Annotated in this window: 15 protein-coding genes, 2 tRNA genes and 1 pseudogene; 17 read left to right on the plus strand and 1 reads right to left on the minus strand. The window is 66.9% G+C overall.

What is annotated here, in order from left to right; translation table 11 throughout:
* The 17 genes and pseudogenes from EPN98_RS14430 to EPN98_RS14510 form a co-directional block, all read left to right on the plus strand.
* A pseudogene (locus EPN98_RS14430) lies at nucleotides 1-347 on the plus strand (UDP-N-acetylglucosamine 1-carboxyvinyltransferase); the annotation flags it as partial.
* Nucleotides 348-351: 4 nt separating this feature from the next.
* The gene (locus EPN98_RS14435) at nucleotides 352-777 is read left to right on the plus strand and encodes a DUF2948 family protein (protein ID WP_293363542.1); all 426 of its coding nucleotides are present in this window, start codon (nucleotides 352-354) and stop codon (nucleotides 775-777) included.
* Nucleotides 778-819: 42 nt separating this feature from the next.
* A complete protein-coding gene (gene hisD, locus EPN98_RS14440) occupies nucleotides 820-2,100 on the plus strand; it encodes a histidinol dehydrogenase (RefSeq protein ID WP_293363543.1) in 1,281 nt (426 codons plus the stop codon).
* A gap of 46 nt (nucleotides 2,101-2,146) precedes the next feature.
* Nucleotides 2,147-3,406, plus strand: coding sequence for a mechanosensitive ion channel domain-containing protein (locus EPN98_RS14445; RefSeq protein WP_293363545.1), 1,260 nt, complete (start codon nucleotides 2,147-2,149; stop codon nucleotides 3,404-3,406).
* A gap of 90 nt (nucleotides 3,407-3,496) precedes the next feature.
* The gene (locus EPN98_RS14450; RefSeq protein WP_293363546.1) at nucleotides 3,497-4,072 is read left to right on the plus strand and encodes an SH3 domain-containing protein; all 576 of its coding nucleotides are present in this window, start codon (nucleotides 3,497-3,499) and stop codon (nucleotides 4,070-4,072) included.
* Nucleotides 4,073-4,205: 133 nt separating this feature from the next.
* Complete coding sequence (locus tag EPN98_RS14455) at nucleotides 4,206-4,685, plus strand: UPF0262 family protein (RefSeq protein WP_293363548.1); 480 nt, start codon at nucleotides 4,206-4,208, stop codon at nucleotides 4,683-4,685.
* A gap of 5 nt (nucleotides 4,686-4,690) precedes the next feature.
* The gene (locus EPN98_RS14460) at nucleotides 4,691-5,158 is read left to right on the plus strand and encodes a low molecular weight phosphatase family protein (protein ID WP_293363549.1); all 468 of its coding nucleotides are present in this window, start codon (nucleotides 4,691-4,693) and stop codon (nucleotides 5,156-5,158) included.
* Between the two features lie 99 nt (nucleotides 5,159-5,257).
* Complete coding sequence (infA, locus tag EPN98_RS14465; RefSeq protein ID WP_111458197.1) at nucleotides 5,258-5,476, plus strand: translation initiation factor IF-1; 219 nt, start codon at nucleotides 5,258-5,260, stop codon at nucleotides 5,474-5,476.
* Between the two features lie 18 nt (nucleotides 5,477-5,494).
* A complete protein-coding gene (locus EPN98_RS14470; RefSeq protein WP_293363550.1) occupies nucleotides 5,495-6,079 on the plus strand; it encodes a nucleoside triphosphate pyrophosphatase in 585 nt (194 codons plus the stop codon).
* Nucleotides 6,076-7,116: a ribonuclease E/G gene (locus EPN98_RS14475; protein WP_293363551.1), complete on the plus strand. Its 1,041-nt coding sequence runs from the start codon at nucleotides 6,076-6,078 to the stop codon at nucleotides 7,114-7,116. Before EPN98_RS14470 ends, EPN98_RS14475 begins: the two co-directional genes overlap by 4 nt.
* Complete coding sequence (gene yacG, locus EPN98_RS14480; protein ID WP_293363553.1) at nucleotides 7,113-7,283, plus strand: DNA gyrase inhibitor YacG; 171 nt, start codon at nucleotides 7,113-7,115, stop codon at nucleotides 7,281-7,283. The genes EPN98_RS14475 and yacG overlap by 4 nt, the downstream gene beginning before the upstream one ends.
* Nucleotides 7,284-7,356: 73 nt before the next feature.
* Nucleotides 7,357-7,432, plus strand: a tRNA-Phe gene (locus tag EPN98_RS14485).
* Between the two features lie 563 nt (nucleotides 7,433-7,995).
* Nucleotides 7,996-8,904, plus strand: a complete 909-nt coding sequence (exbB, locus tag EPN98_RS14490; protein WP_293363554.1) for a tonB-system energizer ExbB — start codon at nucleotides 7,996-7,998, stop codon at nucleotides 8,902-8,904.
* Between the two features lie 5 nt (nucleotides 8,905-8,909).
* Nucleotides 8,910-9,344, plus strand: coding sequence for a biopolymer transporter ExbD (locus EPN98_RS14495; RefSeq protein ID WP_293363555.1), 435 nt, complete (start codon nucleotides 8,910-8,912; stop codon nucleotides 9,342-9,344).
* A gap of 10 nt (nucleotides 9,345-9,354) precedes the next feature.
* Nucleotides 9,355-10,065 carry an energy transducer TonB gene (locus tag EPN98_RS14500; RefSeq protein WP_293363556.1) on the plus strand — a complete coding sequence of 237 codons (711 nt, stop codon included), beginning with the start codon at nucleotides 9,355-9,357 and terminating at the stop codon, nucleotides 10,063-10,065.
* A 112-nt stretch (nucleotides 10,066-10,177) separates the two neighbouring features.
* A complete protein-coding gene (locus EPN98_RS14505) occupies nucleotides 10,178-10,990 on the plus strand; it encodes a LytTR family DNA-binding domain-containing protein (RefSeq protein ID WP_293363558.1) in 813 nt (270 codons plus the stop codon).
* A gap of 53 nt (nucleotides 10,991-11,043) precedes the next feature.
* Nucleotides 11,044-11,120, plus strand: a tRNA-His gene (locus tag EPN98_RS14510).
* Between the two features lie 23 nt (nucleotides 11,121-11,143).
* On the opposite strand, the gene EPN98_RS14515 is transcribed toward EPN98_RS14510, so the two are convergent.
* On the minus strand, nucleotides 11,144-12,658 hold the full coding sequence (locus EPN98_RS14515) for a UxaA family hydrolase (RefSeq protein ID WP_293363560.1): 1,515 nt from the start codon (nucleotides 12,656-12,658) through the stop codon (nucleotides 11,144-11,146).
* Nucleotides 12,659-12,702: the final 44 nt, after the last annotated feature.

Below are 12,702 nucleotides of genomic sequence, written 5' to 3' on the forward strand. Positions count from 1 at the left end.
CGTTGATGACGCTCGCCGACGGCGAGAGCGTGATCCGTGAGACGATCTTCGAGAACCGGTTCATGCACGTCCCCGAGTTGGGCCGCCTCGGCGCGGACATCTCGGTGCATGGCGGCGAGGCGCGCGTGCGCGGCGTGGCCAGTCTTGAAGGCGCTCAGGTCATGGCGACCGACCTGCGGGCCTCGGTCAGCCTGGTCATCGCGGGCCTGGCGGCGAAGGGCGAGACGATCGTCAATCGTGTCTATCACCTGGACCGTGGCTTCGAGCGTCTGGAAGAGAAGCTCGGCGCGTGCGGGGCCAAGGTTCGGCGCCTGAAGGGCGAGGGCGTCGAGGCGGAAGTCGAGTAGGCTGATGGCCGACGGCGCAATGCTCCACCTTCTTGCCGAAGATCCCGAGGATCTCAGCATAATCTCGGCTGCCCTTCAGGATGCGGTGGCCAAGGTGGGGGACATCTCCTACGAGGCCCGCTCACGGCGGCTGACCATCGCGTTCAACCGGTTTCGCTGGGAGGCCGGCGAGCGGCAGCGCGTGCGTTCGGCCCTGCAGATCGGCGGCGTGTTGTCGGTCCAGGCGCGCAGGATACGACGCGAGCGCCGTGAAGGCGTGCTGGAACTGCTTGCGATCGCCTTCGAACCCGGAGTGCCGCCCGGTGGAATCCTGACGTTGAGCTTTGCCGGCGGTGGCGATCTGCGGGCGACCGTCGAATGCGTGGACGCCGTCCTGGCTGATGTCTCAACGCCATGGCCGACGCCCCGCGCGCCGCGCCACGAGGCCTGAACGGATAGCCTTGGACGTCTGGCGCCATTAAGAGAGCGCGCCATGCGCCGCTTCCGATATGACCAGCCCGGCTTCGCCGACGCCTTCACCGCGTTCGTCTCCGAACGTCGCGAGACGCCCGAGGAGGTGGACACGATCGTCCGCGACGTGCTCGCCGCCGTCCGCTCAGAGGGCGTAGGGGCCCTGCTTCGCTATGCCCTTGAGTTCGATCGCATCGAACTGACGGAGGCGACGTTGCTGGTCAGCGCGGACGAGATCGCCGAGGGCGCCGCGAAATGCTCGGCGGAAGTGCGCGACGCGATCGCCTTCGCCGCCGAACGCATTCGCGTCTACCATGAGCGACAACGACCCGCAGATCAGAGGTTCACCGACTCGGCGGGAGTTGAACTCGGCTGGCGCTGGACGCCGCTGGAGGCTGTGGGGATCTATGTTCCCGGCGGTCGCGCAGCCTATCCTTCGACCGTGCTGATGAACGCCGTGCCCGCCAAGGCGGCGGGCGTCGAACGAATCGCCATGGTGACACCCCCTGGGCGACTTCAGCCGGCGGTGCTGGCCGCAGCTCAGACAGCAGGCGTCACCGAGATATGGCGTGTCGGCGGAGCCCAGGCTGTGGCAGCCCTGGCCTATGGCGCAGGTCCAATCCGCCCGGTGGATAAGATTGTCGGCCCGGGGAACGCCTTCGTCACGGCGGCCAAGCGGCGCGTTTACGGCGCCGTGGGCATCGATGCGCTGGCCGGCCCGTCGGAGATCGTCGTGGTCGCGGACGGCGCGAACAATCCCGAGTGGATCGCTGCGGACCTGCTCTCTCAAGCCGAACACGACCCAGCCGCGCAATCCATCCTGATCACCGACGACGAGGCGTTCGCCGCCAAGGTCGAAGCCGCAATCGAGGCGCAGCTTCAGGTGCTCGCGACCGGCGCTGACGCGCGCGCATCCTGGCAGACTCATGGAGCGGTGGTGATCGCCCCGCTCGACGCCGCGCCTGGCCTCGTTGACGAGATCGCCCCCGAGCACGTGGAGTTCGCGATCGATGAGCCCGAGCGCCTGTCCGACCGGGTCCGGCACGCGGGCGCCATCTTCCTGGGGCGCCATGCGCCGGAGGCGATTGGCGACTATGTGGCAGGGTCGAACCACGTCCTGCCCACCAGCCGTGCGGCGCGGTTCTCCTCCGGCCTATCGCTCTATGACTTCCTGAAGCGCACCTCGATCGTGAAATGCGATGCCCGCTCGTTCGCAGCTCTGGCGCCCGCGACCATCGCGCTCGCTGAGGCGGAAGGCCTGCCGGCCCATGCGCGTTCAGCCGCCATTCGGATGGGACAGTAGGTCGCGGGCGTTGCACGCCAGGGCGGTCAGGGGCTAAGCCGCTCTCGTGTTCGCCGCAGAAACCCCGACGACCGCCGCCACGCCCCCGGCAAAACCTCCTGAGCCAGGCTTCACCGAGCGGCTGGTCGATTCCGTGACCGACGGGATCGACCACGTCATCGGCATGGGCCCTCGAGAGGCGGGGATGAATCTGGTGGCCACCGGTGTTGTGGTGGTTGTCGCCTGGGTTCTCGTCTGGGGTAGCCGCCGCCTTCTGGACGGCTGGCTGGCGCGGGTCACCGTGAAGGGCGGCGATGCGCCGGACCGCGAGGAAGCCCGCACCCAGAAGGCGGCTCGGTTCAGCTGGATGCTGTTCCGGCTTGCGATGACGCTGGGCGTTGTCGTCCTGGTCCTGCAGATCTGGGGCATCGATACCCGCGCCTGGCTTTCGAGCGAGGTGGGTCTGCGCCTTGTTCGACTGGCCATGGTTGTCGTCCTGGCGACCGGCCTTGTGGAGTTGGCCGGCTACACGATCAACAGACTGATCGGAGGCTTCGCGCGGCGGAGCGGAGACGAGCGTCGGGCGGCGCAACTTCGAACGCTGGGCCCGATTCTCACCGGATGTGCCCAGACCGTCCTGATCGTCGTTGGGGCCTTGACCGTCCTGACCGAGCTGGGCCTCAAGGTCGGGCCGATCCTGGCCAGCGCCGGCGTCCTGGGGATCGCCATCGGCTTCGGCGCCCAGACCCTTGTGAAGGACTTCCTGACCGGCCTCTTCCTGATCGCCGAAGACGTCGTGTCGGTTGGCGACAACGTCGAGATTGGCGGCTTCGCAGGCGTGGTGGAGGCGATGACCCTGCGGACGATCCGCCTCCGTGACGCCAATGCGACGCTGCACGTGTTCCCTTACAGCGAAGCCCAGGTGATCCATAACCGGACCAAGGTCTTCTCTTCGTACCTGGCCGAGATCCCTGTGAGCTACGACAACGACCTCGATCATGTGCTGAAGGTGATCCAGACGGTCGGTGACGGCCTCCGAAAGGATCGGCGCTTCGGTCCGATGATCACCGAGCCGTTCGAAGTGATGGGTGTGGACCGCCTAGCCGACAACGCGGTGCACCTGAAGGCCCGCTTCATCACGGTACCCCGAACGCAATGGGACGTCGGCCGGGAGTTCAACCGCCGGCTCAAGAACGCTTTCGACGCGGAGCGCATTCTGACGCCCGTGAAGACTACGCCCGTCGCCGCCCAGCCGCTGGACGACCGGCATGCGCAGGCCGCCAACGGGCCGGCTGTGACGCCACCGGAAACCACGTCGACAACCTGAACGGTTCCTAACCGCAAGGTCTGCGGAGCCGTTCAGGCTCACCCGTCTAGAAGCTGCGTCATCGAATGAACGCAGAGGACGGAGATCATCATGCGTATCCTGAACACCAAGACGACCGGCGGCGCCCTGACGGCGGTCGCCCTGGCTGCCGGCCTGGCGCTGAGCGGCGCCTCGAGCGCCAGCGCTGGGGTGCTGGGCTGCTCAGCCCCGGGCGGCAAACAGGAGGGCGGCGCCGTGATCGGCGCTCTGGTCGGCGGCCTCATCGGCAACCAGGTCGGCGGTCGTCATGCCACCGGCGAAACCGTGGCCGGCGCCGCAGCGGGCGCCGCGGCGGGCTCTGCGATTGGATGCGAAGCACAGAAGAATAGGGCCCAGAAGCAGGGCGCGGCCACCTACAAGCGCAATGGCTATCGGCTGTACTCGAACGTTCAACCTGCCAGCTACAGCCGGATCGGCCAGACGTTCGTGGCCGAAAGCGGAGTGAACCTGCGTGCGGCGCCTACCGCCAGCTCGGCAAAGGTCGGCCGCCTGCAGGCCGGCGAACGGTTCCAGGCCCTGGCTGCTGTCCGTGACTCGGACTGGGTGCTGGTCGGCGTCAATGGCGTCGGAGCCGGCTATGTGCGCGGCGACTTTGTCCATCCCGTCGGCCGCTACGCCTCCCGCTAGCAGGCCTGACCTGCGGGCTTGAAAGGCGCCCGGAGCCTCCGCGCTCCGGGCGATTTCTCGTATCTGGGCCTCCCCGATGACGCGGTGGGATGACGTCGCCCCCCAGATTGCAATAAAGCTCGACCTGAAGCCCATGGTCGACGACCCGAAGAAGAGCCACCGCCTGCAATCCGTCGAGCTGGACGAGCAGTCCCTCGCGGCCGTTTCGCGCGACCAGGAACAGGAACGTCAGATCGCCATCTTCGATCTGCTCGAGGAGAACTTCTTCCATCCGGAGGGCGCCGAGGCCGGGCCCTACGACCTGCGCATGGGACTCTTGGAGAACCGGCTTGTGCTCGACGTGCGAGGTCCGGCCTACGAGCGACGCCATATCCTGTCGCTCTCGCCGTTCCGAATGCTGATCAAAGACTACTTCATGATCTGCGACAGCTACTACCAGGCCATCCGCAACTCGACGCCGCAGCAGATCGAGGCCTTGGACATGGGGCGGCGCGGTCTGCACAACGAGGCGTCCGAACTCCTGCGCACCCGCTTGGCCGGCAAGGTCGAGACCGACATGGACACCGCGCGCCGCCTCTTCACCCTTATCTGCGCCCTTCACTGGCGGGGTTGACCGGCATGACCGGCGATCCCGGGAAGCGGCTGCCCGACGCGGTCCTCTTCTGCTGCAACTTCAATCAGGTGCGGTCGCCGATGGCGGAGTCGCTATTGAAGCACATCGCCGGCACCCGGATTTTCGTCGACAGCTGCGGTCTGAAACGTGCGGCGTTCGATCCCGACGAGGACGACATGGAGGTCGATCCCCTGGCTGCGGCGGTCATGCAGGAGCTTGGCGTCGACCTGACGCGGCACCGGTGCAAGATCTTCGACGATCTGGAAGACGACTCCTTCGACCTGGTCATCTCGCTGACACCTGAGGCTCAGCACCGCGCGATCGAGATCGCCCGCGGGCGCGACGCCGAGATCGAGTATTGGCCGACGATGGACCCGACACTCAGCGAGGGATCGCGCGAGCATCGGCTGGAGGCCTATCGCCAGGTTCGCGACGGGCTGGCCCAGCGAATTCGGACGCGTTTCCGCGTCTAGGCCACGGCCCATCGACCTTTCCGCCGCCGATGCGCTATATGCGCACCCTGTTGGACGGCGCGCGTCGCCGTCGGATCGTCCAAGGACCAAGGGAGCCGCATGGCGAAAGAAGAACTGTTGGAGTTTCCAGGCACGGTCAGCGAAGTGCTGCCCAACGCCACGTTCCGGGTAAAGCTCGAGAACGACCACGAGATTATCGCTCACACGGCCGGCAAGATGCGGAAGAATCGCATCCGGGTCTCGGCAGGCGACAAGGTGCTCGTGGAAATGACGCCTTACGACCTGACCAAGGGCCGCATCACCTTCCGCGTCCGCTGACCGGCCCGAGGTTGCGACTTGGCTTCTGAGCCGCGCCTCGTCCTGGCCTCTGCGAGCCCCCGAAGGCTCGACCTCCTGCGTCAGATCGGCCTCGTGCCCGATGCCGTCGAGGCCGCCGATCTGGACGAAGCCCCACAACCCCATGAAACACCACGCCGGCTGGCGCTTCGCCTGGCTCAGGCCAAGGCGATGTACGTCGCCGCTCGTGCGCCGGACGCCCATGTTCTGGGCGCTGACACGGTAGTCGCGGTCGGCCGTCGCGTGCTGCCCAAGGCTGAGGATGCCACCGAGGTGCGCGCCTGCCTTCGCCTCCTGTCAGGGCGGGCGCACCGCGTATTGACGGGTGTGGCCGTGGTCGCGCCTGGCGGGCGGGTCTCTTCACGACTGGTGGAGAGCCGCGTCCATTTCAAGCGTCTCAGCGAAGGCGACATCGAGACGTACCTGACGTGCGGAGAGGGGATCGGTAAGGCCGGTGGGTATGCGATCCAGGGGCACGCCGGCGCGATGGTGATCTCTCTGCAGGGCTCCTATTCGGGCGTCGTCGGGTTGCCCCTCTATGAAACCGCCAACCTGCTGGCGGGATTGGGGTATCGGCGCTCATGAGCGAGCGGCGCGTCTTCCTGGATGTCGGAATCGGGGTCACGCGGGGGATCGTAACGTTAGACGGCCGCCCCGAACGCATGCTTCTGCAGCGGAATGACGACGAGCCCCGTCTGGCCTTGGGCGCACGCCTTATTGCCCGCATAACCAAGGTCGAACCGGCCATCGCCACCGCGTTCCTCGATCTGGGCGGAGGTCACGAGGCGATTCTACCGTTCAAGCCTGAGGCGCGGCCAGTGCGGGGCGGCGCGATCGTAATCGAGATTCGGAGCGAGCCGCGAGACGGCAAGCTGGCGGTCGCCCGCCAGGTCGGGGAGGGTGAGGGCGCGCCGCGCCTGCTCGCCGAGGCGCCGGGCGTGCGTGAGGCCTTGGAGTTCCTCGTCCGCGATGTTCCCATCATTGAGGGGCGTGAGGCCCGACGCACGGCCGACGACGCGGAGGCTGAGGCGCTTGAGACCATCCACCCGCTGCCGGGCGGCGGAACCCTCGCCATTGAGCCCACGCGCGCCTTGACTGCGATCGACGTCGACCTGGGGGAGCGCAAGGGTGTGGACGCCAAACGCGTGACCCGGCACGCGAACCATGCCGCGCTAGCGGAGTCGGCCCGTCTGCTTCGGCTCAAGGGCCTGGGTGGCCTGGTGGTGTTGGATCTCGTCGGTCGAGGGCACGACGGCGCTGCCCTCCTGGCTGCCGCACGCCTTGCCTTTGGCCCGGACAATCCAGGCGTCGCGATCGGGCCGGTTGGCCGGTTCGGGACCATGGAGCTCTCGATTCCGCGCCGCACCCGGCCACTGCTTGAGCGCCTGCGTCAGGCTGACGGCGCCTTGAACGATCGCACGCTCGCCGAGCGACTGATCCGACGTATCCAGGTCGAGGCCGAGGCGCAGCCTGGGGGACGCCTCGCCGCGTCCTGCGCGCCGGCTGTGGCCAAGGCGGCCGAGCCGCTGGCGCGGCTTCTCGCCGCGCGCATAGGCGCCCGCTTCGTCATCACATCCGATCCCGCTCGCCCGCGCGAGCGTCTCGATGTCGCCGTCGCATGAGCGGGGGGCGCTGTCCGATCTGCGCCAAGCCGCGGGTGGTCGAGTATCGGCCGTTTTGCTCTCGGCGCTGCGCCGACGTCGATCTGCAGCGCTGGCTCAATGGCAGCTACGCAGTGCCGGCCGAAGAGGACGAGAGCGGTCCGGGGGAGTTTTCCGACGAGGATTGAGGCGCGGCGAAAATCCTCCTCGGACCTTGCTGGACTTCGCGGATTGGCTCCCTTATAGACGCGGCTCCCGCGGGCCTGGGTAGCTCAGTTGGTAGAGCAGCGGATTGAAAATCCGCGTGTCGGTGGTTCGAATCCGCCCCCAGGCACCACACTTTCCGGACAGCGTTGAAGCCTCAAGCCCGTGGCGACGCGGGCGTCCGGGTACGTCCGCCATTTCGCGAGGCGCGCGACTCCGCGTCGCAGCAAACGGCCTTGCGCACCCATCATGCCCATTGGGACAGATTGCGGCTCAGCTTGTTGCTGCACTGCAGCATGAAATCGCGACGAACGGTGCTGAATCTGACGGCTCAAGACGCTTGTTGCGTGTGCAGCGCACAATCCGTGCGGATGCGTCAGTATTTTGACGCGGGATGGCAAGCTCATGCCCCTTGACGCCTCGACAAGGGGTTGCCAAAGGGTCGTGCCGCTCTCTTACAAGACGGTAAGACTTTGGGTTCCCCTCGTGGGAGTTCAAGGCCGTCCGCACCTTCGAAACGCCATCCCTGCGAAAAGACGGGAGCCGCGTTCCGGGTCGGGCGCACGACAGCGCCTCTGGAGCCCTGGGCTCGCGAAAGCGGACTGGGGCGCCGGGCTTGTTTCAACTAGGGTGGAGACGCTCTCGCGCGACGACCCTCCGGCCAATCGTGCTAGACCAACCAGGAACTGGCGACAGATGCTCGACAACAAACTGAAGATGACCTTTTCCGCTCTCCTCGGCGCCGTGGCGCTGAGCGTGAGCGCGCCGGCGTTCGCTCAGGACGCCGCCGCCCCGGCTGCTCCGGCCGCCGACGCCGCCGCCGCTCCGGCCGCTGATGCTGCTGCTGCGGCTCCTGCCGCTGCGCCGGCTGCGCCGGCCGCCGAAGAAGCCGCCGATCCGCCGACCATCAAGGGCGCCGGCAAGCTCAACGTCGGCACCATGTTCATGGACGCCGACCCCGTCGTTAAGGTGATCATGATTGGCCTGGCTCTCGCTTCGGTGCTGAGCTGGACGATCCTCGTCACCAAGATCCTCGAGTTCAACGCGCTCAATAAGGTCTCGGACGGCTTCGTGGAGAACTTCCGCGGCGCCAAGTCGATCACCGACATGAGCCGCATCGCGCTCTCGGAAGAGTATGACGGTAACCCGCTGGCCGACATGGCCGCTGCGGCTGCTCAGGAGATCGAACTCTCTAAGCAGGCCGGCCTCCAGATCACCGGCGAGCATCGCGACACCACCATCGATCGCGCCGCGCACGCCGTGAGCGCCGTCCAGGCCTCGCTGGCCCGTCGCCTTTCGGGCGGTATGCAGTACCTGGCCTCGGTCGGCTCGAACGGTCCGTTCATCGGTCTGTTCGGTACGGTTTACGGGATTATGAACTCGTTCATCGGGATCGCGAACACCAACACGACCAACCTCGCCGTCGTGGCCCCCGGCATCGCCGAGGCCCTGCTGGCGACCGGTCTCGGCCTGTTCGCCGCCATCCCCTCGGTTATCTTCTACAACTACTTCCAGACGCGGATTTCCGCCTTCGGCGCCCGTTCGGAAGGCTTTGTGGCCGAGCTGATGAATGCGATTTCCCGGCAGCTCGACAAGGGAGCCTAACCTAGATGGCCGCCAAACTCTCGAGTGGAGGGGGCGGGCGCTATTCTGAAGAGCAGAATGCCGAGATCAACGTCACACCGTTTGTGGACGTTATGTTGGTCCTTCTGATCATCTTCATGGTGGCAGCGCCGCTGGCGAGCGTGACCGTCAAGGTCCAGCTCCCGCCAGCTGTCGCGCCGCCAGGCACCAACCCTCCGAAGCCGGTCTACATCTCGATCCAGCCGAACGGCAGCATCTTCATCCAGGACTTCCGGACCGACCTGTCCAGCCTGGGTGAGGACCTGCGGAAGAACCTGGGTGAGAAGCGCAATCCCGAGAAGGAGCGGATCTTCATCCGCGCCGACAAGGACGTGCTCTACGGTGACTTCATGGGCGTGATGAACATGCTGCAGGATAATAATTTCTACAGCGTGGCTCTCGTCGGCGAAGACGACAATTAGGTGGTGACCCATGTCTGAGACATCACCTCATTCCGACGCCATCGTCCGGCACAACCCGTTTGACGATCCCAAGCCGAAACGCCGGCCTGGGACCATCATCGCGCTGCTCCTGGCGATCATCGTGCACGGCGCTCTCGGCGTCTATCTGTGGAAAACGCGGTTCGAGCCGAAGTACAAAGAGTACTCGGACGAAGTGACCGACGTGGACATCATCAAGCCTGTCCCGCCGCCGCCGCCGCCGCCGCCTCCGCCGCCGCCGCCGAATACGCCGCCGCCGCCGCCGCCCAAGCTGCAGCCCCGGCCGCCCGTCGCGGTGCCTGATCTCCCGTCGATCCCGCCTCTGCCGGTTCCCCCGGTCGAGCGTCGGATCGAGGAGCCTCGGCCGCCCGCCGCGCCGCCGCCCGAGCCGCCGCGCCCGTCGGTCATCACCAATCCGGACTGGCTCCGCCGTCCGTCGGCCGATGACATGAACCGCTACTACCCCGACCGTGCGTCGCGGATGGAAGTGGAGGGCCGGGCGACTCTGAGCTGCACGGTCAACGCCCGCGGCACTCTGGAAGGCTGCTCGATCGTTTCTGAGGATCCGGCTGACATGGGCTTCGGCGACGCCGCCCAGAAGATGTCGAGGCTCTTCAAGATGCGGCCGCAGACCAAAGACGGTCAGCCCGTCGACGGTGGCACGGTGCGGATCCCGATCCGCTTCGTCCTGCCCAAGGGCTAACCCCTCGGTTCGCCAGAACTGGCTAAGTCAAGGCCCCGGTCGCGTCAGCGGCCGGGGCTTTTTCTTTGCCCGAACGTCCGGCTAGGTGGGCCCGCGAAACAGCGGAGGTCGCTTGAGCGAGCAGCCAGCCAAAGGTCGGTGGGGTCGTGACGCGGCGTTCGTGTGCATGGTCGCGGTGGTTGGCTGCGCCATCGCGCTTGTCGATGCGCTCAGCGTTACTCACGACCGGGCCGACGCCGGCCGCCCGGTTCCACTGTGGGAGCCGCTGGTCTGGGAGATGAGCAGTGTCGCTGTGATGACCGCGCTTGCGCCGGCGCTCATGGCCTACACCCGCCGACTACCGCCTCTCGCTGCGCCGTGGCCCCGCGTGATCGCAGGCCACCTCATCGGGGCCACGGTCTTCTGCCTGGCGCATGTGACGGCGATGGGTGTCCTTCGGTGGGCCATCTATGCCGCTGTTGGGGACTCCTACTCGCCTTTGTCGCCGTTGGGGGATTTCGCCTACGAGTTCCGCAAGGACCTGTTGGCCTATTTCGGCATGGTGGCGACCTACGTCGTCTGGCGTCGCCTTGCCCCTGTTGACGCGCCCTCACCAGACGAGGGGCCGACGGCGGCGATTGAAGTCCGCGAGGGCGCCCGCCGACGCTTCGTCCTCCTGTCCGACGTCGACTGGGTTGAAGCAGCCGGGAACTACGTGGAACTGCATCTTGGCGGGGCTCCGATCCTTCACCGTGCTCCACTCTCCGAGATGGAGAGGCAGCTATGCGGCGCCGGATTCGTGCGCATCCACCGATCACGCCTGGTCCGGCGCGCTGCGGTCGCGGAGGTCGAATCCAAACCGTCCGGCGACTACATCGTGCGGCTTTCCGACGGGAGAGAGCTCGCCGGCTCGCGCCGCTACAGAAAGCCGCTGCTCGAGCCTTGAAGGCGCGGCTTGATCGGACCGCGCCTCGCGACTAGAAAGCGCGCTCGCGATGCGCCGCCCTAGCTCAGTTGGTTAGAGCGCCAGATTGTGGCTCTGGAGGTCTCCCGTTCGATCCGGGAGGGCGGTACCATCGTTTTTCCCGGCAGATGATCGCTATATCGTGGCTCCGATGAGCCAGGGAACGAACTCGTCGCCGCCGTATCCTAGGGCCTCGCTCTTGCTGCGCCGGCCCGAGGCGACGTCCAGCAGATAGTCCAGGATTTCCTCGCCCTTCTGCGGAATGGTGGCGGCGCCGTCGGCGATCGGGCCGCAGTCGACGTCGATGTCGCCTTCCATGCGCCGGTAGATCTCGCTGTTCGAGCTGAGCTTGATCGAGGGCGAGGGTTTGCAGCCGAACGCTGAGCCACGGCCGGTGGTAAAGGCGATCAACGTGGCGCCCGAAGCGACCTGGCCGGTGGCCGAACACGGGTCGAAGCCGGGGCTGTCCATGAACACCAGGCCGCGCGAGCGGATCTGTTCGGCATACTCGATCACGTCGATCAGCGGCGACGAGCCCGCCTTGGCCACGGCGCCCAGCGACTTCTCCAGGATGGTGGTGAGCCCGCCGGCCTTGTTGCCCGGGGAGGGGTTGTTATCCATTTCGGCGCCGTGGCGCGCGGTGTAGGCCTCCCACCAGTCGAGGCGGGCGCGCAGCTTGGCCGACACCTCGGCGGTGGCTCGGGCGTACAGCAGGTGCTCGGCCCCATAGATCTCGGGTGTTTCCGACAGCATCGCCGTACCGCCCACGGCCACCAGGCGGTCGACGGCGTCCCCCAGGGCCGGGTTCGAGGTCACCCCAGACCAGCCGTCCGAGCCGCCGCACTGCAGACCCAGCACGAGTTCTGACGCCGGCGTCTCGGTGCGCCGGGCGCGGTTGGCGATCGGCAGCATTTCGCGCAGGCGTTCCAGGCCCGTTTCGACGGCCCGCTTCGTGCCGCCGACGTCCTGGATCGTGAAGCTCTGGAAGCCCTCGCGGCCCGCCAGGCCGAAGTCCTGCGCGAATTTCGAGGTCTGGATCACCTCGCACCCCAACCCCACTAGCATCACCGCGCCGAAGTTGGGGTTGGCCGCCGTGCCCCACAACGTGCGGCGAAGGAGGTCGAAGCCCTCGCCGCTGGAAGCCATGCCGCACCCCGAAGTGTGGGTGATCGGCACGATACCGTCCACGTTCGGGTAGTCGTCCAGCAGGCCGGAGCGCTCGGCTTCGCGCGCGATCAGCCGTGAGACGGTGGCCGAGCAGTTCACAGAGGTCAGCACGCCGACGTAGTTGCGCACGCCCACCCGCCCATCGTCGCGGCGGAAGCCCATGAAGGTGCGAGCCGGCTCCTGTCGGCTCATGGCCGGCCTGGCCTCGACGCTGCGGCGTTCGGCGGTGACGGCGAGATTGTGCGTGTGCACATGAGCCCCGGCAGGAATGGCCTCGGTCGCGACCCCGATCACCTGGCCGTACTTTAGTATCGGCTGGCCGACCGCCACGGCGGCGACGGCGACCTTGTGCCCTGCGCCGATATCGGCCAGCGCGGTCACGCCCTCCACGACGGCGCCCTTTGGAACGCGGCGGCTGGCGACCAGCACATTGTCATGGGGATGCAGCCGGATCACCGGCGGGGACTGAACGCTCAAGCTCACGATTGGGCCTCCTAGACCTCAGCCTAGCGCATCTTGCCGGTGTC

This window comes from Phenylobacterium sp. (assembly GCF_004299445.1).
In the GTDB taxonomy this organism is placed as follows: domain Bacteria; phylum Pseudomonadota; class Alphaproteobacteria; order Caulobacterales; family Caulobacteraceae; genus Phenylobacterium.